Here is a 24,045-nt window from a genome sequence, read left to right on the forward strand (position 1 = left end):
ATGAATTCAAAGCATCCCAACCTCCCACAATCGGCTACTCAAAATAATAGTGCTATTCAAGAGCCTGTTTTTTATCAAGTAAAAGGCTTCACCTTAGTAGAGTTAATGATTGCTCTAGTATTAGGTTTGTTAGTCTCTGCTGCGGCGTTACAACTATTTTATACCAGCTCAGCTAATAGCCGCCGTCAACAAGCCAGCTCTCAGATTCAAGACAATGCTATTTTTGGTTTTTCTCAAATTCAGCAACATCTAAGACGTACTAACTACGGCGCCAAAGCCACGATTGCTTATGATGAGTTTTTTATGAATCACTTGACGCCACAGGGAGGGGTTGTACTTACCACGCCTGTTGCTACTGGTATACCAGTCAGTTGGTTACAAGGTAATTTATCTGGCTTAGTATTGAATAATGCCGCTATTCCGGCAGCTTTATTAACTAGCAATGCGTCTGGCAATAGTATAAGTAACTTAAAAGGTACTACGGTTGCCAACAGTGATCAACTAACGATTCAATATCGATCAGATAGACGGAATGCTTTTGACTGTGAGGGCGATACGATACCGGCAGGGTTTTATGTAATCGAGCGCTATTTTGTACGAATGGATAATACCGTCACGCCGGCCGCTCCGGGACTAGCCTGTGCCTCAGCTATCTATGACTATAATGAGACTGTTGCGGGTAGCGTAACAGGTATTGATATAGCCCGTTATACGGCACCCGCTATACCGGCTGTAACTACCACACCAGCTGTGCCTGCTAAAGTGAGAAACAATAATTTAGCCGGAAATGGCACCATCATTATACCCAACGTTGATTATTTTAGAGCAACGCTTGGCATATCATCGAGTAGAGATTTTGCTACGGATCCTGAAAGTTTAGACATTGCTTATGTGGCTATTCCTGCAGCAGCGGATCTTGCGTCATTGCTTGATACTAGACGTATTGTCAGCTTACAGATTGGGGTGTTAGCGCGATCAGATAATCCAACAGCGAGTGCGCAAGCCAATAGTCAGTTGAGATTCACAATTTTAGATAAGGTAGATGCTGAGCTTAGTACGGCGGCTGCAGCTGGCCCAACATATTTACGCAATGTTTACCAAAGCACCATTTTATTACGTAATGCTAGAGGAGGTTTATGATGAATCCTAAGGCTACAAACCCTCCTAAAGTATCAACGAGCTTAGATACTCAAGCTGGTGCAGTATTGATCGTGGTACTGCTAGTGTTGATTTTAATTACCATAGTAGGAGCAGTTGCCGTTAGACAAAGCACTACGGATCTTAAAGTGGCTACTGCTGATCAAGTGAATAAACTATTGTTTCAGGCTAATGATGCGGCCTTGTTAAAAGTTGAAAAAGAAGATCGTATCTCAAGTGCTAATAACCGCGAAAAAAACGATACTTTAAAGGGTTATATATCCAGTAGCGAGCGCGAGGGTCATAAGATTAGTTTTTGTGTTAGACCGCGTAGTACTGAGCTATTTAATATCCTCAAGATTAGTGAGATGGATCAAAACAATGCCTTACTGACTAATAAAAATAATGGTTATTGCAACCCTAATGATAGCGATGATTATGTCAGTGAAGGTCGAGTCATTACCCAAATGACCTTTGTACGATCTGAAACCCAAGGTGTTTTTTCTGCAGAAGGATCTGGTACCTCGTCCGACAATGTTGAACCAGCAACTACAGGAGTAAATGCCGCTATTGGCTGTACTACCTTTGTAGGTTATGTCACCTCAGTCATACCAGCGCTATCTAGCGCGCCATTAGGTAGTCCCAGTAGTAATAATACTACCTCTATTTCTGGCTGTTTTAAACAGTTGCGTACCGGTAATAACACTGTAGATAGTTGTTTGGCTGCATTGAGCGTGCCGTATCAAACTCAGCAGCAGACTTATATCAATCAGCCTGTTGGGGTTAAGTGTGTCTCTGGAAGCTAAAAGGTTATTAAAGGCATCAGTTTCAGTATCTAGCGCAATGTTACCTCAGAGATAGCAAATTATTTATAACAGCGATAAATATATATGGGCGATTATTATGAAAGTCTCAGCAAAACTCAAAGATAACCCATCTCATCTTATTAGAAGAGGCTGGGGTATAAGACTACTATCAACAGCAGTCTTAGGGTGTATGGCGAGCAGCGCTGGCCACACCTCCGATTTAGAGATATACCAAGGTGCGACTTTTGGTAATGCCACTATTATGATGATGCTCGATAACTCAGGTAGTATGAATAATAATAGTATTGAAGCAGATTACCCACTGGTGAGTTTGCAAGATGCTATCAGGAACGAAACTATTGTTTCCTACCTCTATGACGATGATGGAGTAATAACCAACGATAGCGTCAGTTATAGTGTGAGCTATAGGTATGATGCCAATTTAAAAAAATACTATAGTCGTATGGGACGTCTAAAAAATGCACTGATACCTATGTTTGCTAACCCCAAAAGTAACGATGCTTTTGGTAGTAGTGCCGATCTGAGTAAATACAAAATAGGACTAGGTAACTTTTATCTAGGTCATTTTGAGATTCAAGGAGGCCAAATACTGGCACCAGCTTTAAATTTGACTTTGCAACATCGAAAAAGATTAATTGAAGACATTAAGAACCTGCAGCCAAACATCAATGGAACCCCTACTGCTAACGCTTATGCTGAAGCAGGTGCTTATATGTTAGGGACCAATACCTTAACCAGCAGTCAGACCACTCGTTATCTAGAGGTTGGCTATTCAGAACTTAGCAATGGTAAGTATGACCTATATAAATGTACTAAGAATCAAACCAGCTTTTCCACTCATAATAATTATAAATATTATCCATGTAATAACGAAAGAAAAGTGCAAGATAACGCTAGTTCTCTAAATTTAGGACTGCTAAATAATTTTAATTCTGGCTTTACTAATCTCAAAACAACTCGCTATCTCAGAGCTATTACTAAAGATTGGAGTAAGAGTAATTCAAGGAAAACGCCGAGTGGTTTTGATTTGTCGGTCAATGATACTAAGGTTCAGCCAAATAAGTTGACCTACCGCTCACCTCTTAGTGGGGTGCCTGCCCAATGTGATGGTTATGGGGTATACTTTTTGACTGATGGTGAACCCAACAGAGCTTATGCAGAGACTATCACCTTGATGGAAGCTAGCTTAAGCGGTAGCGCACTGTCTATGGGGGCTTCTTGTGACTCGGGTTTAACTAATATAGGAAGTAGGCAAGGGGAGCAATCTGGTTGGCAATGTATGGGTGAGTATTCAAAAGCATTGAATAATAGCAATAATGCTAAAAATACTTCAGTTTTGACGGCGGCGGTAGGCTTTGGCCGAGTGTTTGAAGAGATTGTAGCGCAAGCAAAAATAACAAAATCTATCACTGTGTCTGATGGCACGATTGAGAGAGTACCCGTCTATGATTGTGATAACCCTGCTATTACTAATCAAGACGCCAAGAACTTATGTAAGCTTGGCGAAAAAGGCTACGGTTACGGTGAGGGTGGATTTTATTATACGCAAGAGTCTTTAGAGATTGCCAATAGTGTCAGAAGCTTTATCGAAGATGTTAGTCAGACAGAGATTGAATCATTATCAGCAGGAACGATGTCGGTACCTCTTGATAGCTTAGGAGGTCTCACCTCACGTAAATTCGCTTATCTACCCATACTTGAGCCCGTTCCAAAGTCATCGTTATTATGGAAAGGTAATCTCAAGAAATATAAGGTTAAAGATACTACCTTATTTGGCGCAAATAATAGTTTTGTGTTTGCTAATAGTACGGGGTTATTCGCAAAAAATACTTATGACTTATGGAATACTATCGTCGACGATACTCGCGCTGATACCCTAAAACCTGATTTGGCAAAGCCACAAGTTGGTGGTGCTTTTCAACAAATATTCGACAATGCTACTACGAATGTGGGTAATAGGAACTTGTTCGTTGACGTTGGTAGTAGTCTCGTCAATCCACAAGTGGTTACTGATAATAAACCTGCAAATTTTGCTGCTTTGACCAGCTACACTAATCCGCAAAAACTAACTTTGCTCAATTTTATGGGCTATAGCGAGCCTGCAACTACTACAGTAACTGATAATACTGCCTTAACCTCTACCCATGATAAAGGGCTAAAAAACATGGGTGGTGTGTTGCATTCTATCCCGCAGCTGATCACCAAAAAAGTAGCCATTGACGCTATGGGTAGGTTCGATACTAGTAACCGTAAAGATTACATTATTTATGGCTCTATGGATGGTGCCTTGCACATGCTCGATGATAGTACCGGTAAAGAGGCTTTTACTTTTGTACCGAAACAAATTCTCGATTTGCAGCCTAAAGCACTCAGTGGCAATGGTTCTGCTGCAGATGGCAGTTACCCTTATGGAGTCGATGCCCCTTGGCTCACTTATGCTTCTTATACTACCAAAGCCACCACCACAGGTACTGGTGATACAGCAACAACGGTCAATACTTATGAAGCCGATCAAAGCTTTGCGTTAGGTGGTCTGCGCATGGGTGGCTCTATGTATTATGCTCTGGATGTCTCAGATGTTGACAGCCCTGAGATTATCTACGGGGTTGGCTCTAATTATGCCAATCAATTACAAAATAATAGTCTAACTCTAGCTGGTACTAAAAATAACGTTACTGGCAGCAGCACAGCAGAACAAAAAGCTTTGGCCCGCATGGGTCAGTCATGGGGTAAGCCGAGCCTAGGTTATGTAAAAAGTGGTGGTAAACGAGTGATGGTTAGCCTGTTACCTGGGGGTTACGATAGCTGTTATGAAGATCCAAATTTCAAATTAAATACTAGCTACCCGAATAACGCTCAATGTCATAATAAAGCAGCGGCCCAAGGTAATGGCGTTTATATGTTACAAGTGGGTGAAGCCAAAACTAAAACCAATAATGAGGAAACCATAGACACCACCGTAAATAATGGCGCTTTACTTTGGTGGGCAAGCAATAGTGGCAGTAGTAGTAACAGTACTACTCGTTCTGCTTCTATGCAGTATTCAAAAGCCCCAGACCTTAAGCATAGTATTGTTACGCAGATCAGAGCTATGGATCGTAACTACGATGGTCTTATAGATCATATCTACTTCGCAGATTTAGGCGGTCAAGTTTGGCGCGCTGATATTAATAATAATGCCGACACTGATAACTTTAAGGTAGATAGAGTAGTCAAAGTGTTAGACGTTAGCGATCAAGTTGCGACTGGCGATGCACCACCACGTATTTATGAGCGTCCGCTGGTAACCTTTTATAATGGCAAGTATAGCTATGTAGATGCTGCTGGTATACCAGGCAGCGCTAATGGTGTACAAGCTATGGTGACAGTAGGAACAGGGGATCGCAGTAATCCGGTAACGGCAACCAGAAATATCCCCGATGCGCTATACAACATTATCGATAAGGATGTTGCCCGTAGTGACTTATTTTATTATGGCACCGCTACAACGCCGACGATGAATTTACGTACACCTGTGAATAAGGTAGCAGGTATCAGCAATAGGAACGATAAACTACAAAAGCTGACTTTTTCTGCCGCAGATATAGCTACCTCAGGTATTAAAGAAGGAATGCAGAGTGGTGCTATACAAGGCTGGTACATGCCATTCACAGCTTGGTTAAATGAGACGCCACAAACTACTGGACCCTACAAAATAAAAATGTTCAATGAGCCAGATGCATTAGCTGGGATATTAGTATCCTCTTCCTATAACCCTGACGAAGGGCAAGAAGTTCAGGCTTGTAGCGCTGGTGTCAAAGGTGAGACGCAACGCGAACGTACTTGCTTACCTTATGGTACTTGCTTAGATGGTGCGGGTAACGGGATATTGACTGCACGCTCTACTTTTAATGCTGGTTCAGGAATTGTTGATAATATTATCAGTCAGTTCAATGATACTAGTACGTTTAGTAGCTTAGTTAACCGCTGTGAAGGTGATGATTGCCAGCCTAAAGTTATCTGCCCGAGTGGTGATTGCAAACCTGCACCGCCTACTTGTACAGGCCCTACTTGCGGTCCTCTCGATGGTTTTAATACTGATAAACGTATCAACCCACTAAGCTGGATTGAGCATTGATATGTCTAAATGGTTAAATGATAGAACCCTGCAACAATCAGGATTTACTCTTATAGAACTAATGGTCGTCGTGGCCATTATCGCAATTTTGGCGACTATCGCCATACCAAGCTATCGCGTGTATGTGATTCGCAATGCAGAGTCTGATGCGCAGCGCAAAATGCTAGCGCTAACCAATGAGCTTGAACAATGGCGAGCCAAGGCCCTGACTTATAAAGGCTTTAAGCCTGATACTATTGCAGATAGTACAGGAGCTATTAACTGGCCCGCTACTAACCCAAGTTATATTATCCAACTAGGCCATGTCACTGGACCGGCGACATTTAGTACTTTACATCAAGGTAATGCGCGCGCTAATGACTGGGTGATAATGGCTACGCCTATCACTATGACTAGTGCAAGCAATTTTAAGATAACTAGCCAAGGGTTACGCTGCGCTAATAAGTTGAGCTTTACTATTACTACTGCAGGTTGTGGAGCAGGAGCGACGACATGGTGACATCATTACCAACAACCGCCTATAAAGCAGGCAGTAATAGTGAACCTAACGGCTTTACTCTTATAGAGCTGATGATAGTTGTTGCGGTTATAGGCGTACTTGCAACCATCGCTTATCCTAGCTATCAAGGTTATGCACAGAGTACCAATCGTGCAGACATGATGAGCGAGATGCAACAAATCGCTCTGCGTATAGAGTCTAATAAAATCAACTATCGACGTTATGACAGAATACCGTTGGTTACTATCATGTCAACGGCACCTGCTGCTAATGGTAGTGTGCGCTTTCCGAGATCTGCTACAGCATTATATACGGTGACGGTCACTCCGAATGATGCTACTACCCTGTCTAGCAGGGATTGGACGATAACGGCAGTCCCTATAGTCACTCAACGTATGGCTACTGACGGTACTCTAACTCTGGATAATGCTGGAGAAAAATGCCGAGGTTCTGTCTGTGGCCTGAGTGATGAGTGGCGTTAAAACTCTAGAGGTAGTCCTTATAGGTTATTCGATAACCATAAGACCGTATTGCCGAACATTGTCAGTATCAAGGTTTGTATTTAAGTAAAGCAAAGCTAAAATCTGACAAAAAGCGTCAGGTTTAGGTATCTTCTGCAATCGAATCACTTAAAAGTGACAAATTTTAGTAACAATATAGCAACATATAGTTTTAGCTAATACTTACTAGGGTTGACTTAATAATCTAAAAAAAGTGACTATCGCTAATGAAAGGTTATTTAAAGACTATAAGCTGTTATTTTTCCTCTATTAAACCATGAGCTAAGCCGTTAATAAGTAAGCCCCTAGATGTATTCTAGATAAAAAGAGTTGGCACACTACCTGCAATAATTATGATAAGACAGACAGTAGGCTCAATAGTTCACTAGGACTGTCATTCATTTTATAAAAGGTGGTAAGAACTTACTAGCCATCCAATCATCTTAAAGGACATGCTTATGAACGCTCAAAAAGGTTTTACCTTAATCGAACTCATGATCGTTATTGCCATTATCGGTATCTTGGCTGCGATCGCTATTCCACAGTATGGCAACTACACCTCACGCACTCGTGCAGCAGCTGCAGCTGCAGAGCTTGCTTCAGTCAAGTCAGCCGTTAACGAATGTATCGCTTTTACTGGTACTCTTGATGAGTGCGACTCTGGCGAAGAAGGTATTCCAGCTACTACTGATTTTACTGCCACTAGAAACGTTACTTTAGCACCTACGGTAACTGACGGTGTCATCACAGCAACTACTGGTGCAACAGATGCTGCAGGTAATGATTTAACTTATGAGAATACGCCTACGCTTGCTGCTGATGCTGCAAATATGATTTGGTTGCAGTCTGGTTCAGTTTGTAATGCTACTCGCGGCTTTAAGTCAGGTACTGGTGATTGCGCATAATCTTATAACTTAGATGTCTTCAATTAATAAAAAAGCCAAACATCATGTTTGGCCTTTTTGTATCTACTGAGCGAACATTAAAGAGTGACACAATATCCTCTATAACAAAGACTATAAGTGATTGTAGGAGACATAATGAAAGCCACTACCCAAACAGGCTTTACTTTAATCGAGTTAATGGTTGTTATCGCAATTATCGGTATTCTAACGGCGATCGCTATGCCGCATTACAGTAATTATACCTCACGTATTCGTGCTACAGCAGCAGCTGCAGAACTTGCTTCAATAAAATTAGCCGTCAATGAATGTATCGCTCTTACTAGTGTAATTGTCGGTTGTAACGCTGGAACCAATGCTATCCCAACTATTGCTGCGTTTACTGTGACTGATAACGTTACGGCATTAACCTCTGTAGTGGATGGAGTGATTACTGCGACTACTGGCGCAACGGACATTACAGGCACCGGTTTAATCTATATGAATACGCCGACTGTAGTCAACGCTTCTATTATGATCTGGACCAATACTGGTACAACATGTAACTCTGCCCGCGGCTTTAAGTCAGGTACTGGTAATTGCTCATAATCTGGTGTTTAGGTATCGTAATGTAAAGGCGGCACTTTATGTTTAGTTTTTCCTAAGCAGTAGGTTATAGCATCAGCAGTGTGAAATCATTGTATAAATACGGGTTGTAGGAAAGAGTCATTTTATGGGCATAAAAGATTACTAGAAAAGTAATACATCTATAATAAGATTAAAACAACACTCTGCACTGGCTCTTATAGGCTATCACTTACTGTACTCGTTAGCCTTCAGAGGCTTTACTAATCCTAGTTTTTGTTTGGTATCTCAACCCTGTTTATCGCGCTACTGGTATTTTACCAATAGTTCTAATTATGATCGCTCTAAAATTATCTTCAATAGTGTAAACTCAGTGTACCAATAATAGTCACGCTGGCGAGTGGTTGTATGCAAAGAAAAGTCTTAGGAATATGTCTAGCCATTGCACTGCTTGAAGGCTTTGCTGGTCTCGGTATTGAGATATATGCGATTAGAATATCAGCGACTTATATCGGCTCATCTATCTCTATCACTGGTGTGATCTTGGCTATGGCGTTGATTGCGATAGCCGTTGGTTATTGGTACGGCGGGCGTTTATCACAAGATATCAAGACGCCGAGGCAAGCCTTATTAAAAGCGGGTCATGTATTGTCACTATCCGCCATCTCTCATGCTATTGCGTGTATAGTTCAATTGCCTTTATTAGCGGCTATGACTTTAAGTACTAGCAATCCTATTATAGCGGCTATGGGCGTAGGTTTATTGTTCGGCATCGGCCTAGCTTTTGGCTCAACCACCATTCCTCTGATTACCCAATTCTTAACTTTAAAATATCCAAATAGTGATGGCGTCGATGCGGGTAAAAATGCTGGCATGATGGTAGCCATTACTACAGTTGGGAGCGTACTAGGCTCAACGCTAACGCCAATTTTATTATTGCCTTATATCGGTCTTATGAGCAGCTTGGCATTATTTATAACGGCACTAGCGCTAAGTGCTTATTTATGTACTAAGCTGGCTGTACAACTCTATAGTGATGATTATGCTAGTCAGCTGGCACCTAGGCAGAACTATCTTCTAGCGATATCAGCCGTTGTATTAACCGCCGCTTTTATATTTCTTAGCAAGGTAGATACTGGCTATCAGACCTCAACCGGGGCTTGGTTTATTAAACAGATCATTTATGAAGATAAGCTAGCTGTCACTATTACCGATAAACCAGGACAATCAACCAGTAGCTGCTGGATCTATTTAACTAAGAAGAATTGTCATTGGTATGGCGAGATTACGGTAGCAGCTATCGAGCAAACTGCGCCTAGTACTTTAGTGTTCTTAGGCGGTGCAGGCATGGGAACGCCAAGTGAAGTTGCCCATCATAATCCTAAGATGGCGCTTACGGTTATTGATATCGATAAGGATTTGCCAGACATTATCGAAGAGCATTTTTTAAAAGCACCAATAGCAGACAATATTGAATTCATCGGCGATGATGCTCGCGGCTATTTGACTCGTAATAGCGATGCTCGTTATGATTTTATGCTCATCGACGCCTTTCAAGGTCGTTATGTGGCTAGCAATCTATACACCTTAGAAGCACTTAGCCAATTTAAAGAAAACAGTAAATATATCATGGCAAATATTATAGGGCAGCCGAATAGAGCGCATGGTTATACCCAAACCCTGTTTAGAAACTGGTATGAGGTGTTTGGGGATAGCGCTTATGTTCTAACTAAAAATGATAGCCCCAATCTACAAAATATTATGCTATGTAATTTTGCCTGTCCTGGTAGCCAAAGGCTTGTGCAAGTTGACTATTTTAATAGGCGTCAAAAGGTGCATACGGATGACTTGCCAAGGCTGGATAGATACTATTATCGATCTATTGAGATGAGCTAGGAAATAATAAACAATGGTGTCGTGTTCAACCATATCAATAAAAGCGCTGGTCTAAAAGACCCAGCCTACGGCAAGTCTATCTTGTCAATTAAGGCTACTTATACATATTGATTGATAGTAAATATCGTATTTTAAAGTACAAGAAATAAAGCTAAATAATATCGTATAGGCTGCCGCTTTAGCTCCGAAAACCCTTATGTAAAATCATAATTTTGCATAGTAGAAAATCACTTATAAGCTGAATGATAAGCTGTACCCTATTAAAAGACATAAAAAAAGCTGGGTTAAAAAACCCAGCTTACGGTCTAAAATTTTGCTGCAACTACTTCTCTAGATATTGAATCTTACCTTCAACACCATCCCACTTTTCGGCTTCTGGTAGTCCGGGAGTCATCTCAGTAATATTTGGCCACTTCTGTGCCAGCTCCGCATTGAGTTCAGTAAACATCTCCTGACCTTTAGGAACTTCATCTTCTGAAAATATAGCATTAGCTGGGCATTCTGGCTCGCATAAGGCGCAGTCGATGCACTCATCAGGATCGATGACGAGGAAGTTCGGTCCTTCATAAAAGCAGTCCACCGGACAAACTTCCACGCAGTCGGTGTATTTGCAAAGGATGCAGTTATCTGTAACGACAAAGGTCATGGTGTTGGCTACCTGTTATTGGTTCGGCTGAGTGCTGAATAGAGTGAAGAAAATTCACATAAAAATAAAACGTATTTTAGCGCTTTTACGCCACTTTAACAATTCCCTTTAACATCTAATGAGTTGCTTAAGCTTATAAAGTAAGTCGTGAGCTTGTTTGGGTGTTAAAGCGTCAGGATCAGTATTATCCAAAGTGCTATGCAATGCAAGTAGCTGATTATATTGATAATTAGTATCATCTAAAACAGCCTGCTGTGGGGTGTTGCTAGCTGTTTTTTGTTCGCTAAGCGCATAACTCTGCCGGCTTTGGTCATTTAGTGAATTAGCTAAGTCGTTTTTGTTATCAGCCGTCGCAACATGGATAGCTGCTTTAAGGGTTAATTTGTCAGTTGATTTATCGCTGTTATCAGTAACGGTTAAATTATCAACTAAATAGCGTTTAGCATCGGCCAGTACTTCTGCTGGAATACCCGCCATTTTGGCGACATGGAGCCCAAAGCTGGAACTGGCTGCCCCATCTCGGATTTGGTGTAATAGTAACAGTTGACCATCGACGTCACTAGCAGCGACGTGGACATTGCGAATACCGTTAGCTTGATCATTATAGCTAAGGTCAGCCAACTGGGTTAGCTCAAAGTAATGAGTAGCGAATAGCGTTAAGCAGCCTATAGCCAACAGCTTATTGACGCAAGCATGAGCAATGGCTAGACCATCGGTAGTGGCGGTTCCACGTCCGACTTCATCCATCAGTACTAAGGATTTATTAGTAGCTTGATTGAGGATATTAGCGGTTTCTATCATCTCTACCATAAAGGTAGATTTGCCACCAGCTAAGTCGTCAGCCGAGCCAATACGAGTAAAAATACGATCAATATCACCAATACGAGCGCTCGCTGCTGGTACAAAGCTACCGCAATGAGCGAGCAGCACTATCAGTGCCGTTTGGCGCATATAAGTTGATTTGCCGCCCATATTAGGGCCAGTAATCAGCAATAGCCGTTCAGTATGTCCATTATCATTATTGCTGGGGCTGCCAAGTCGACAGTCATTAGCTACAAAGCTACTGCTAAAATTTGTATCAATACTATTGAGACTAGTACTAGTTGGATTGAGCGCTGCTTCGACTACTAAGTGGCGACCAGCAACGATATCAATACTGGTTTGGCTACTGCTACTGCTATTGTAGTTGCTGTTAGTGTGGCTATGAAGCTGGTTTTGGCTTATTGCTTGCTGATCAAAATTAATTTGGTTTTGCTGATTGCTAGCTGTGCTGTTTTTAAGAGCTACTGACTTATCTAAAGAGTCGTTAGTCATCAGCGGACGTTGCCAATTATAAGTACAAGCCAGTTGTGCCCAATTGGTTAACACATCTAGTTGGGCAAGAGCAGCACTTAACTGCTGTAGTGGTGCTAGATTAGTGTTTAAAGTAATCAGCAGCTGCTGATAAAGCTCCTTTTCTCGAGCTAACGCTAAGGTTTGCGCCTCTAGATACTCAGTTTCGACCTCTTTAAGTTCATCAGTAATGAAGCGCTCGCTATTCTTTAGCGTTTGCCGACGAATAAAGTGAGCAGGTGCATGCTGAGCCTGCATTTTTGGCAGTTCAAAATAAAAACCACTGACTCTATTAAAACCAACTTTTAAGCTAGTCAATTGATGAGATTGACGCTGTTGCTCGACCATCTCATCAAGAGTAGTCTGAATATTATCATGCAGATGGCTTAAGCGATCAAACTCCTCATCAAAACCTATTGCCAACATACCCCCATCACGAATATGAGCAGGTGGCTCAACGAGGATAGCGCGCTCAATCAGATCCGCAGTCTGTTGCAGGACTGGCAGCTGTGCAGGCAATTGCTGAATTAGGCTAGTTAATAGGCAGCTGTGTCGACTAGTAGACTCAGGGTTTAGCTCAATAGTACTAAGTAGCACGCTCAACGGCTCACAATTAGCAATGCCATCAGCCAGCTTGCGTAAGTCTCGTGGTTTCGCACTCATCAAGGCGATACGACTACTGATGCGCTCAATATCACCGATACTGTTTAAAGTTTGCCGCAGGTTTTGTACCAAAGACGGAGCTGCTTTACCCCTAATATTCGACGGCTTATCGTTGCTCAAAGCCTGTTGGTTTTTTAGCAAGCTAGTAATAGCTTCTAAACGCTGATTGATCCGGCTATGTTGCCGCAATGGCCGTTGCATTTGTTGGACTAATAGACGTCGACCCATTGGGGTTTTACAGTGATTGACTACTGATATAAGTGAAGTCCCATTGACACTGACTGGGCTAAATAGCTCCAAGTTTTGCTGACTGTTGGCATCGATAATTAAATAGTCATCATGGTGCTCAACAATCAGCTGATTCACTTGTGGCACATGACGTTGCTGAGTCTGTCTAGCATAGTGTATAAGGGCGGCGCAGCTAGTCTGCGATAGCGGCGCATCGAGGATACCTAGCCCATCAAGGCGCTGTACATCGAACTGTTGGCACAGAGTCGTTGCGGCATGATCTCGATAAAAGTCATTAGCTGCCACTTCGATGATTGGACAGTCAAGATGACTGCGTAACCACAGCATCCACTCTTCGCCGACCCTGTCAATTAGGGCTTCACTGACGATACATTCGCTAGGGGCAAAACGAGCTATCACCGTTAGCATTTGCTGTTGTAAGTCTTTAACGCTGTCAGTAGTAGTGCTGATGGTTGATAGTGAGCTTAAGGTTTGGGTAGTTAAGGTTCCTGCGGCTAAGTCCAGCTGACTGATAGCGGCTTGCCATAATCGCTTGCTGCCTGCTTTTGAGGCAGGTGCTGCAATATCAATAGCCACTACAGTAGGTCGATGATTAGGGGCTATCAAAGCGTCATCAGTGATAGTGCCAGCAGTAAGCGTTTTGACTACCTCACGACGCATGATACCAGTAGGTTTATTGGCTGGGTTCGCTGAGTCTGTAGCGCTATCTTTATTAGCGTATTGCGACTGCTGTTTGTTACTTTTAGCACCCATAGTAGGGAGTTGGCTAGGGGCAGATTCGTCGATTTGCTCGCAGACTACTACGGTTTGTCCTGCAGCAATTAGCCTCGCCATATAACTGTCAGCGGCGTGAAATGGCATGCCAGCCATAGCGATAGTATGCCCAGCTTTATCAGTACCACGGCGAGTTAAGGTGATGTCTAGAATTTGCGCAGCACGTTTAGCATCCTCAAAAAACAACTCGTAAAAGTCGCCCATCCGATATAATAATAACGCTTGTGGATAGTTGGCTTTCATCGTCAGATACTGCACCATCATAGGGGTGTGATCGGCCAAGTCATAAATAGTATCACCGATAGTCAAACGCTTAGAGGCTGGGTTGTCTAAGGTATGGTCAGATAGCGAGTCTGATAAAAGTTTTTTTGGGGTAGCGGGTTTAACAGTCATGCACAGTCTCTTCTATTTCTAATAAGGGTGTTCTAACAAGGTAGATTTGAACATCCTTAGATCGTTTATTTGTTGCTATTGAAAAAATAGTTTTACTAGGTAAGGGCAAGTGTGGAAGTAAATAAGCGACTAAGTAAAGCTGTAAATTGATAATAATAAAAGCTATTTTAACATGCCTAAGTGCTAATTCGCCTCAGCAAATATCTACTTATTGCCCTTGTATCCAACAGCATCATAACCATATATAATGTCGGCATCCTTAATAGACGGCTAGTCAGGTGATTATCTGGTTAGCCAGTTGACGAATATTAATCAAATAATGATTGTCAGTTACCAACGGTCAAACGGGCAAGTAGCACTAATAATACCAGTAATGATAGTCAAGCAAGCTACCCTGCTAATAATAGTCGAATAACGACAGTGATAATAAAACAGCGGGCTCAGCTTCGACTACTGAACGTTAATCATCAAATATTCTTATAGGTTAAAAATTATGTTATCAAAGATTGTAGGTAGTGTTGTTGGTACGAAGAATGACCGTGAACTAAAGCGCATGCGTCGAGTAGTCACCAAAATTAACGCTCATGAGGCTGCTACACAAGCCTTATCTGATGAACAGCTACAACAGAAAACCGTGGAGTTCAAAGAGCGCTTCAAAAAAGGCGAGAGTTTAGATGCATTACTGCCAGAAGCTTTTGCGGTCTGCCGTGAAGCCTCGTTACGTATCACTGGCATGCGCCATTATGATGTGCAGCTAATCGGTGGTATCACCTTGCATGAAGGCAAGATCGCTGAAATGAAGACCGGTGAAGGTAAAACTTTGATGGCTACTTTAGCCATTTATCTAAATGGTATCAGTGGCAAAGGCGTCCATGTAGTCACAGTCAATGATTATCTAGCCGCTCGTGATGCCGACTTGAACCGTCCTTTATTTAACTTTTTGGGTCTAAAAGTTGGCGTTATCTACTCGCAGCAGTCTGGACAAGAAAAAGTCGACGCCTATCAAGCTGATATCACTTATGGTACTAACAACGAGTATGGCTTCGATTACCTGCGCGATAATATGGTCTTTAGTTTAAAAGACAAAAAGCAACGTCCTTTAAACTATTGTATCATCGATGAGATTGACTCTATCCTAATTGATGAAGCTCGTACGCCGCTGATTATCTCAGGCCAAGCCGAAGACTCATCACGAATGTATGCGCTGATCAATAATATTATTCCGCTATTAGTACGCTCAAAAGATGAAGAGGCCAATAAGAATAATGAAGAAGAAGACTTCTGGATCGATGAAAAGAACCGTCAAATAGAAATCAGCGAAAAAGGCTATGAAAAAATAGAGAGTTTTTTGATCGAAGTCGGTGAGTTAGGTCCTGAAGAAAGTCTCTACAGCCCTAGTCGATTACCCTTATTGGCTCACGTACAAGCTGCTATTCGTGCCCATCATATTTTTGTGAAAAACGTCCACTATATTGTTGATGATGGCGAAGTGGTCATTGTCGATGAAAACACTGGTCGTACTATGCCGGGCCGTCGCTGGTCAGAGGGTCTGCATCAAGCGGTTGAAGCCAAAGAAGGTGTTGAAATCCAAGCTGAGAACCAGACGCTAGCGACTACTACTTTTCAGAACTTTTTCCGTCTCTATGACAAGTTATCGGGCATGACAGGTACTGCTGATACAGAAGCGGCAGAGTTTAAGTCAACTTATGATTTGGATGTAATTGTTATTCCAACTCATATGCCGATTGCACGGGTCGATCTAGATGATCAAATATTTTTGACTAAGCTGGGTAAATACCAAGGTATTATTCGTGAGATAAAAGAGATTCAAGCCAAAGGAGCGCCCGTACTAGTGGGTACTGCCACTATTGAGGCCAGTGAAGAATTATCGTATTTACTCGATCAAGAAGGTGTGAAACATAACGTTCTAAACGCAAAGCAACATGAGCGTGAAGCTGAAATCATTGCACAGGCCGGTAGTCCTAAGGCGGTCACTATCGCAACCAACATGGCCGGTCGTGGTACCGACATTATCTTAGGTGGTAACTGGCAGTCTTTCATTGAAGATCCTGAATCTGTCAGTCCAGAAGAGATGAAACGTCTAAGAGCTCAATGGCAGATTAAGCATGACCAAGTAGTTGCGGCAGGCGGCCTACATATTATCGGTTCTGAGCGTCATGAATCACGTCGCATCGATAACCAATTGCGTGGTCGTGCCGGTCGTCAAGGAGATCCAGGTATGTCACGTTTCTTCCTATCATTAGAAGATGACTTGATGCGTATCTTTGCTGGTGATCGAGTAGTCAACATGATGCGCGCCATGGGTCTAAAAGAGGACGAAGCTATTGAACATAAAATGGTGTCTAAATCTATTGAAAATGCGCAAGGTAAAGTTGAGAGTCGCGATTTTGATGCGCGTAAAAATCTACTAAAATACGATGATGTTGCTAATGACCAGCGTAAAGTCATTTATGGTCAGCGTGATGACCTACTTGCCGAAACAGATCTTTTAGTCGCTATTGAAGTGATGACTAAAGAAGTTTATAACGCTATGATCAATCAGTTTATTCCACCAGGTTCAATCGATGATCAGTGGAATATCGATGGCTTAGAGGATGAGCTTGAAAACGAATTTAAGTTGTATATGCCGATTAACGATTGGTTAGATCAAGATCGTCGTCTCGATGAAGAAGGCTTGCGAGCAAAAATTGTTGAAACTGCGCTGGAGCACTATCATCAACGCCGTGAGCAAATGGGTGAGGAGAGCGCCGCTCAACTTGAGCGTCATTTTATGCTGCAAAGCTTAGATAAGCATTGGAAAGAACATTTGACTCAAATGGATCAGTTGCGTAAAGGTATTCACTTACGTGGCTATGCGCAAAAGAACCCAGAGCAAGAATACAAGCGTGAATCGTTCGAGCTGTTCCAAATGATGCTCGCCGCTATCAAGTCAGAAACAGTACAAGATCTGTCGCGAGTGCATATTCCTAGCAAAGCAGAGTTAGAGGCACTAGAAGCCCAGCAACGTGCTGATCGTGAGCGTATGCAAATGCAATTCGAGCATACCGATACTAGTGGTATCAATGGCGAGGTTCAACAGTTAGCTGATACGAGCCAAGGTACTCAGCCTGCGCGTAATAACGGTAATATGAGCGTTAATCTTAGTGGTAGTGCTGCTACTGCCAATAATAATGTAGACAATGCTGAGCCAAACCCTTATAGCCATATGAATGTTAGTCGTAATGCTCCTTGTCCTTGTGGATCAAACCTTAAGTATAAACAGTGTCACGGTAAGATTTAGTAGATAGTGCCTTTAGCATCATAAGTTAACAACGTTACTGCTGATTATATAGTGTCCATTGCTAATAATAGTGATGGGCATTTTTTTGTTTAGCGAGTGGGCAATCTACTGTATAGTTATTTGGGGCGTGTTAAACAATCATTGCTTACAAATTGCAAGTAGGCGTTAATAGTTGGACACGCTATAGTATTTAGCCTATCAATGTAGGAGTAGGATATGAATTTAGCATCACTAAAAAAAATCCGGTCGTCTGTTGTTACTGCGGGTTTATTAGCTAGTATGATCAGCATTAGCGCTTGTCAGCAACAGCCAGAACCAGAAGCAAGCTTAGAAAATGATATTAATGCTGAACAGCCAGTACCTATGTCTGCAGATCCTGCAGAGCCAAATGATATAGTGGTGGCGGCTGATGATGCCCCAGAAAGTGAAGTGGCGGATGACACTATCGCTTCAGTGAATACTGGCGTTACTCAAATGGTCTATTTATGCTCACCTGAGCTTAAAGTACAAGCAACTTATAAAGATGAAGAAAACTCGGTAGTGCTAGTGACTAATAAAGGGACAGTTAGTTTAGAGCAGACTAACGAAGGTTCTAATCCTGAAGTGTTTGAAGGTGCGACAGCAATGGATGGTACGCAAGGATTTGTACAGTGGCGAGTCGCTCATACCGAACGTGAAACTGGCGTAATACGTACTGCAGGTGCCGATGCATCCAAAGTTGAAACTTACCAGTGTAATAAATCTGGCTAATTACAAGTTTAATAGCTTATTGAGTTTCTAAGAGTACCTCAATAATTAGCAATAAAAAAGCAACGTAATCGTTGCTTTTTTATTGGCATTTTTTAGGATCAAGGGTTACAACTAGGGCTATCCTAGAATTCAAAGCTTGTAGCTAAAAATATAGATCATAGGAGTAAATACTGGTGATCTTAACTACTTAGCATCGTGACTACTTAGTAAGAGGGGTATTGTTATGATCCAAGAACCCTTCTTCACGGACATCAAGCTCTTCATGTTTCAATTCAATAGCTATATTATCGACATGAGTATGAACACTCTTGCTAATAGCAACTTCCTGAATGGCATAAGTTTCTTTGGTGATAGTAGCCACTTGACGAGAGATGATAATTTCAATAGGAGCATCACCGATGGTGACTTGCTTATCATTTATCGTTACTACGGCATTACTAGCTAATGAAGGCTCCACATGGCGTAAGATGTCTTTATCGTCGTAGCTGCCTGATAACAGATCTTGACTCTCAGCGTCATGATACTCAGTTTGCACAGTAATATATTCTTCAATCAACTCAATAGGCACTTCAATAGTTTTAGTGCGAGTATGCTTAGTCACAGTGACTCGGCCAATATCTAAGCGCTCTTTATTAACTATTGGACGCTCTTCTAAAAGTTCTAGATAACCATCACCAGTGTTCATAGCCATTTTTGCTTTGTCTGCAGCATAGTCAGGTGCTGGCAGTTTATTATCAGCGCTTCTATCAGTAAGCATAGCGTTGTTATCAGCATCGGTAGGGGATAGAGTAGGATGCTCGTTTAGATTATTATTGATAGTCATTATTCAAATCCTTATGGTTAGTATATTTTTTATAGTCGGTACAGTATCGTTATCAAAGAGCTTTTATTATTAATACTAATATTATTAATACCAGTAATGCTATAGATAAAAATTATTAATAGAAAATAAAATAAGCGCTAAGATAAAAATTTTTGTCAAAATTAATGCTATGCATTTGCAAAGATTAAAGTTGCTGAATAACTTAGTTGACCACTCAATTTAGTATAATTATTCATACTAGTATTATTGCAGATATAAATTATTAATAGAAAATAAAATTAGCGCTAAGGTAAAAATCTTTATCAAAGTTAAGGCTATGCCTTGGTAAAGACTAAAGGTATTGAGCAACTTAGTTGACTACTCAACTTAGCATAGATTACTGCAAAGAATTACATTATGAGTCTGACACAAAAAAAGACCAGAGACAGGCTCTGGCCTTAATTTGCTAAGTAATATAAGTAACAGTACTTACTAATAACTGTACTTAACGGTTAACAGTCTAATAAAATAAATTAGGCAGCTAACCTTTAGCTTATTACATACCACGAGCTCTACGTACATCTTCAGCAGTGATACTATCATTTTCGTATAGTGAGCCATTGGCGTCTACTACATTACCATCACGATCGATGTTTAACTCTTCACGCTGAATAGTTTCTACGATAGTTTCAGTATGGCTTTGAGTAGTTTTGCCTACATTTACTTCTTCAGTAACGAAAGTTTGCTTAGCAACGTTAGCACGCTCTGCTTCTAACTGTACTTCAACAGTTTCATTACCGTTAGCATCACCAATACGACGATCAGTTGGACGATCTACGTTAGTACGTTCAATATGAGCATGCTCTTCTTCAAGCTCTACTTCTACATTACATTCTTCAGTAACTACATGCTTACCTACTTTTACTAGACCAGCTACAATACGGTCTTTATTTACTGTTAAACGTTCTTCTAACAGCTCTAAAGTGTTTGGCGCATTGTAAGAGGTATCAGTAATGTCCATACGCTCTTCTGTAGGGATAGTATCAGCAACAAAAGTTTTGCGATCGTTCTCATACTGCTCTTTATAGCTATACTGATAGTCATGGTCGTACTGCTCCATGGCTTCTACTTGTGATTTAGTTAAGCTATCAAAGAATACATCATCACCAACGATACGAGCTAAACCTGCTGGTACTAAAACTTCTTTTGAGCTGAACCAACCACCTGCGTCAACGATTAAATAACGGATACGGCCAGTAGTATCTTCTACTAAAGCGCCATCAATTTTACCAATCTTTTCTTCATTAACGCCATAAGCAGTTTTGCCTGTTGGATCGTAGTAATCATCACCAATTAGGTCACGTTGAGTAGCTTGGATATCTTGTAAACGAATTAATTGACTCATTATTTTCTTCCTTTTATATATAAATTATAAGTAAAGTATAAAAACGATTATTAAAATCTTATCTCAAAACAATAGCGTTAAAAATAATACTAAGTAAAAACACTATTAAATACTATCAATAGCTAATAACCGAAACTACTGCTTTAGCTATTATTAATATCGCAACAATTCAATGACTTTTTATAAATTTTTAATAGCCATCTCAAATCGCTGCTTCTGCATTAACTTGAACTTGCAATGATAATAGCATTCAGTTTTTTGATGGGATATATGAGCGAGGTAGCAAAGTGTGCATTAGACGTAAATGCGTGTAATAGGCTGTAAACGAAATAACATCGCACTTGTATAAGTTAACGTATTCTTACAGTGTTATAAGACCGTAGCAATTTTTCTTGAGAAATTAAAAAACCGCAACGAATAAACCGCTGCGGTTATTAAAAATATATAAGATAAAGGGGCTTTAAGCTCTACGTAAAAATAGTTATCACAACCACAGTTAATAATTTAAGGCTAAGGCAGTTATAAGGAGCTAAAGCAGTTATAAAAGGCTATTAAGGCAGTTCGATAGCTACTGCTACTGCTTCGCCGCCGCCGATACATAGAGTAGCTACGCCTTTTTTGCCACCTGTACGCTGTAACGAGTGCATTAAGGTGATCAAGATACGAGCGCCAGAGCACCCTACCGGATGCCCTAAAGCACAAGCACCACCCTCGATATTTACTTTGGCATGGTCAATAGCTAGTTCTTGCATAGTCACCATAGTTACCATAGCAAAAGCTTCATTGATTTCCCAAAGGTCGACATCGGCAACCGACCAACCAGCATTGGCTAATACTTTTTCAATAGCGCCGATAGGAGCAATAGTGAATTCACTAGGATGGCGCGAGTTTGAAGCAGTAGCAATGATACGTGCTTGATAGTCTAAGCCTTCGGCTTTAGCTTGTGATTCTCGCATGACTACTACAGCTGCAGCCCCATCTGAGATAGAACTGGCATTAGCTGCAGTAATAGTACCGTCTTTAGAAAAAGCTGGACGCAGAGTAGGAATACGTTCGGCATCCGCTAAAGCAGGCTCTTCATCGGTATCGACTGTCTTTTCACCTTTACGAGTCTTAAAAGTCACCGCAGTGATTTCATCTTTAAAGTGGCCGTCGTTGATAGCCGTTAACGCGCGAGTTAAGGATTCAATGGCAAATTCGTCCATCTGCTCACGGGTATAGCCCTTTTGGTCGGCCATCTCTTGAGCGAATTGACCCATAAGCTTGCCGGTTTCCGCATCTTCTAAACCGTCCAAAAACATATGATCTTTGACTTCTTTGTGACCCATACGGTAGCCACTACGCGCGCCTGGCATAATATAAGGAGCATTAGTCATTGATTCCATACCGCCAGCGACCGCAACATTGAAACTGCCAGCTTTAATGCCATCATGAGCTTGCATCACAGCTTTAAGACCAGAGCCACAAAGCTTATTGATAGTCACAGCACCAGTAGCATCATTGAGACCTGCTTTGCGCATTGCTTGACGAGCAGGACCTTGACCAAGACCAGCAGTCAAAATACAGCCCATAATCACTTCATCAATACTATCGACATTGACTCCAGCACGATCGACCGCTGCTTTGATTGCCGCCGCCCCTAGATCTGTTGCACTGACGTCTTTTAAGGCACCCTGAAAAGCACCCATTGGTGTACGTGCGCCATTAACTATAACAACTGCATCATTCAACATGGTTATTTCCCTTATTTTTACACTTTTATAAATTGATTAGTCTAGTAATGAGCTAGGTTTAAACCTGTTATAACAAGTTTTGACGGCAAATGTTTATTATAGTGCGCACCTGTCGGTCAATATTAAGCCAACTCATCCAAGCGAATACGTATGACTTTACCAGTAGTTGCTTCTAGTTTTTCAATCTTTTCGATAGCCAAATTCATTTGGCTTTCAACTACCGGTAAAGTCAGAATAATAACTGGCACTTGCCCAAGCTTATGCGCAGGTTTCTGCAAAATTGCGTCGATATTGATACCGGCATCACTCAAGATACGAGTAATATCTGCCAATACCCCAGGGTTATCATAAGCGTGCACACGTAGATAGTAGCCAGTAATCATCTGTTCTGCACGCAATATTGGCGTATCTGATAGTTGATCAGGTATAAAACCTAAATGAGGAACATGATGGCCATGATTAGTTTCACTATGACTGCTATCTGCTTCTGAACCTAGTACACGAACTAAATCCATCACGTCAGCCATTACTGCTGAAGCCGTCGCCCCAGCACCGGCACCGTCGCCATAGTACAAAGTTTGTCCAAGCGGATGCGAGTTAACTAATACCGCGTTTTTGACTCCATTAACATTAGCTAATAAAGTATTCTGCGGAATCAAAGTAGGATGAACACGTAGCTCAATACCGGCACTATCTGAATGAGTTTGGTCAGTACCATCACTATTAGCGTTGCCATCACGACGTACTGCAAAGCCTACGTGCTTGATACGATAGCCTAGCTCTTCAGCATAATTGACATCTTGCAAAGTAATATCAGTAATACCTTCACAGTACACTTGGTCAAACTGTAATGGAATACCAAAAGCGATGGAGGCGAGAAGTGCTAGTTTGTGCGCCGCATCGATACCTTCGACATCGAATGTAGGATCCGCTTCGGCATAACCAAGCTCCTGAGCCTCAGCTAGTACTTCAGCGAACGGACGACCCTTGTCACGCATCTCAGTCATGATAAAGTTGCCAGTACCATTAATAATACCCGCCAGCCAGTCAACCTTGTTAGCCGCTAAAGCTTCGCGCATGACTTTGATTATAGGAATGCCACCGGCCACTGCTGCTTCATAAGCTACATGCACATTATTAGCTTCAGCTAAGGCAAATATCTCATTACCATGTTCGGCAAGTAGCGCTTTATTAGCAGTGACTACATGTTTGCCATTTTTGATAGCGTGCAAGATGATGTCTTTGGCAAGAGTAGTACCGCCAATCACTTCGATAACGATATCAACATTATCACTAGCCGCAATAGCCATTAAATCACTATTTTGGGTGATATCAGGATCAATATCATCACGCTGACGACGGGTGCCGACTTCGGTGATAATAATATCACGACCACTGCGACGCTTTAGTTCGTCTAAATTATCGCTGATTAGATTGATGACGCCTGTACCGACAGTACCTAGGCCTAGTATCGCTAGTTTGATGGATTTGCTCACAGTATCCTCAAGAGATTAGATTAATAAAAAGTAATTAAATAGAAATAAGGGGGAAGTGG

16 protein-coding genes are annotated in these 24,045 nt (G+C 41.5%); 10 read left to right on the forward strand and 6 right to left on the reverse strand.

What is annotated here, in order from left to right; genetic code table 11:
- The 8 genes from JMY09_RS01130 to JMY09_RS01165 all read left to right on the forward strand — a co-directional run bounded on the left by JMY09_RS01130 (position 1) and on the right by JMY09_RS01165 (position 10,442).
- Positions 1-1,140, forward strand: coding sequence for a PilW family protein (locus JMY09_RS01130; RefSeq protein ID WP_201621740.1), 1,140 nt, complete (start codon positions 1-3; stop codon positions 1,138-1,140).
- The gene (locus tag JMY09_RS01135; RefSeq protein WP_201621741.1) at positions 1,137-1,943 is read left to right on the forward strand and encodes a PilX N-terminal domain-containing pilus assembly protein; all 807 of its coding nucleotides are present in this window, start codon (positions 1,137-1,139) and stop codon (positions 1,941-1,943) included. The genes JMY09_RS01130 and JMY09_RS01135 overlap by 4 nt, the downstream gene beginning before the upstream one ends.
- Before the next feature lie 97 nt (positions 1,944-2,040).
- On the forward strand, positions 2,041-6,081 hold the full coding sequence (locus JMY09_RS01140) for a pilus assembly protein (RefSeq protein WP_201621742.1): 4,041 nt from the start codon (positions 2,041-2,043) through the stop codon (positions 6,079-6,081).
- Between the two features lies 1 nt (position 6,082).
- Positions 6,083-6,580: a type IV pilin protein gene (locus JMY09_RS01145; protein ID WP_201621743.1), complete on the forward strand. Its 498-nt coding sequence runs from the start codon at positions 6,083-6,085 to the stop codon at positions 6,578-6,580.
- Positions 6,574-7,062: a type IV pilin protein gene (locus JMY09_RS01150; protein ID WP_201621744.1), complete on the forward strand. Its 489-nt coding sequence runs from the start codon at positions 6,574-6,576 to the stop codon at positions 7,060-7,062. The genes JMY09_RS01145 and JMY09_RS01150 overlap by 7 nt, the downstream gene beginning before the upstream one ends.
- A 476-nt stretch (positions 7,063-7,538) precedes the next feature.
- Positions 7,539-7,985, forward strand: a complete 447-nt coding sequence (locus JMY09_RS01155) for a pilin (protein ID WP_201621745.1) — start codon at positions 7,539-7,541, stop codon at positions 7,983-7,985.
- A 135-nt stretch (positions 7,986-8,120) separates the two neighbouring features.
- The gene (locus JMY09_RS14755) at positions 8,121-8,570 is read left to right on the forward strand and encodes a pilin (RefSeq protein WP_201621746.1); all 450 of its coding nucleotides are present in this window, start codon (positions 8,121-8,123) and stop codon (positions 8,568-8,570) included.
- A 384-nt stretch (positions 8,571-8,954) separates the two neighbouring features.
- Positions 8,955-10,442, forward strand: coding sequence for a fused MFS/spermidine synthase (locus JMY09_RS01165; protein ID WP_201621747.1), 1,488 nt, complete (start codon positions 8,955-8,957; stop codon positions 10,440-10,442).
- Positions 10,443-10,764: 322 nt separating this feature from the next.
- Here JMY09_RS01165 and fdxA read toward each other — a convergent pair whose 3' ends face one another.
- Both fdxA and mutS read right to left on the reverse strand, forming a co-directional pair.
- Positions 10,765-11,088, reverse strand: coding sequence for a ferredoxin FdxA (fdxA, locus tag JMY09_RS01170; protein WP_201621748.1), 324 nt, complete (start codon positions 11,086-11,088; stop codon positions 10,765-10,767).
- A 108-nt stretch (positions 11,089-11,196) separates the two neighbouring features.
- Positions 11,197-14,499, reverse strand: a complete 3,303-nt coding sequence (gene mutS, locus JMY09_RS01175; protein ID WP_201621749.1) for a DNA mismatch repair protein MutS — start codon at positions 14,497-14,499, stop codon at positions 11,197-11,199.
- 493 nt (positions 14,500-14,992) lie between these two features.
- On the opposite strand from mutS, the gene secA reads away from it, so the two are divergent.
- Together secA and JMY09_RS01185 are read left to right on the forward strand one after the other, a co-directional pair.
- Positions 14,993-17,800: a preprotein translocase subunit SecA gene (gene secA, locus JMY09_RS01180; RefSeq protein ID WP_201621750.1), complete on the forward strand. Its 2,808-nt coding sequence runs from the start codon at positions 14,993-14,995 to the stop codon at positions 17,798-17,800.
- 216 nt (positions 17,801-18,016) lie between these two features.
- Positions 18,017-18,550 carry a hypothetical protein gene (locus JMY09_RS01185; RefSeq protein ID WP_201621751.1) on the forward strand — a complete coding sequence of 178 codons (534 nt, stop codon included), beginning with the start codon at positions 18,017-18,019 and terminating at the stop codon, positions 18,548-18,550.
- A gap of 199 nt (positions 18,551-18,749) precedes the next feature.
- Here JMY09_RS01185 and JMY09_RS01190 read toward each other — a convergent pair whose 3' ends face one another.
- From JMY09_RS01190 to JMY09_RS01205, 4 genes are all read right to left on the reverse strand, one after another.
- Entirely contained in the window at positions 18,750-19,373 is a 624-nt protein-coding gene (locus JMY09_RS01190) for a YsnF/AvaK domain-containing protein (protein WP_201621752.1), read from the reverse strand.
- A 535-nt stretch (positions 19,374-19,908) separates the two neighbouring features.
- The gene (locus JMY09_RS01195) at positions 19,909-20,757 is read right to left on the reverse strand and encodes a DUF2382 domain-containing protein (RefSeq protein WP_201621753.1); all 849 of its coding nucleotides are present in this window, start codon (positions 20,755-20,757) and stop codon (positions 19,909-19,911) included.
- 551 nt (positions 20,758-21,308) lie between these two features.
- Positions 21,309-22,490 (reverse strand): thiolase family protein, encoded by a 1,182-nt coding sequence (locus JMY09_RS01200; RefSeq protein ID WP_379606644.1) that lies wholly within the window; start codon positions 22,488-22,490, stop codon positions 21,309-21,311.
- A gap of 122 nt (positions 22,491-22,612) precedes the next feature.
- Positions 22,613-23,986, reverse strand: coding sequence for a homoserine dehydrogenase (locus tag JMY09_RS01205; RefSeq protein ID WP_201621754.1), 1,374 nt, complete (start codon positions 23,984-23,986; stop codon positions 22,613-22,615).
- Between the last annotated feature and the right edge of the window lie 59 nt (positions 23,987-24,045).

This window comes from Psychrobacter urativorans (assembly GCF_904846695.1).
Classification (GTDB): Bacteria; Pseudomonadota; Gammaproteobacteria; order Pseudomonadales; family Moraxellaceae; genus Psychrobacter; species Psychrobacter urativorans.

Excerpts from the sequence above, each read along its gene's own strand:
- JMY09_RS01130 (WP_201621740.1), top strand. The coding sequence starts at position 1 with ATGAATTCAAAGCATCCCAACCTCCCACAATCGGCTACTCAAAATAAT.
- JMY09_RS01135 (WP_201621741.1), top strand. The coding sequence starts at position 1,137 with ATGATGAATCCTAAGGCTACAAACCCTCCTAAAGTATCAACGAGCTTA.
- JMY09_RS01140 (WP_201621742.1), top strand. The coding sequence starts at position 2,041 with ATGAAAGTCTCAGCAAAACTCAAAGATAACCCATCTCATCTTATTAGA.
- JMY09_RS01145 (WP_201621743.1), top strand. The coding sequence starts at position 6,083 with ATGTCTAAATGGTTAAATGATAGAACCCTGCAACAATCAGGATTTACT.
- JMY09_RS01150 (WP_201621744.1), top strand. The coding sequence starts at position 6,574 with ATGGTGACATCATTACCAACAACCGCCTATAAAGCAGGCAGTAATAGT.
- JMY09_RS01155 (WP_201621745.1), top strand. The coding sequence starts at position 7,539 with ATGAACGCTCAAAAAGGTTTTACCTTAATCGAACTCATGATCGTTATT.
- JMY09_RS14755 (WP_201621746.1), top strand. The coding sequence starts at position 8,121 with ATGAAAGCCACTACCCAAACAGGCTTTACTTTAATCGAGTTAATGGTT.
- JMY09_RS01165 (WP_201621747.1), top strand. The coding sequence starts at position 8,955 with ATGCAAAGAAAAGTCTTAGGAATATGTCTAGCCATTGCACTGCTTGAA.
- fdxA (WP_201621748.1), bottom strand. The coding sequence starts at position 11,088 with ATGACCTTTGTCGTTACAGATAACTGCATCCTTTGCAAATACACCGAC.
- mutS (WP_201621749.1), bottom strand. The coding sequence starts at position 14,499 with ATGACTGTTAAACCCGCTACCCCAAAAAAACTTTTATCAGACTCGCTA.
- secA (WP_201621750.1), top strand. The coding sequence starts at position 14,993 with ATGTTATCAAAGATTGTAGGTAGTGTTGTTGGTACGAAGAATGACCGT.
- JMY09_RS01185 (WP_201621751.1), top strand. The coding sequence starts at position 18,017 with ATGAATTTAGCATCACTAAAAAAAATCCGGTCGTCTGTTGTTACTGCG.
- JMY09_RS01190 (WP_201621752.1), bottom strand. The coding sequence starts at position 19,373 with ATGACTATCAATAATAATCTAAACGAGCATCCTACTCTATCCCCTACC.
- JMY09_RS01195 (WP_201621753.1), bottom strand. The coding sequence starts at position 20,757 with ATGAGTCAATTAATTCGTTTACAAGATATCCAAGCTACTCAACGTGAC.
- JMY09_RS01200 (WP_379606644.1), bottom strand. The coding sequence starts at position 22,490 with ATGTTGAATGATGCAGTTGTTATAGTTAATGGCGCACGTACACCAATG.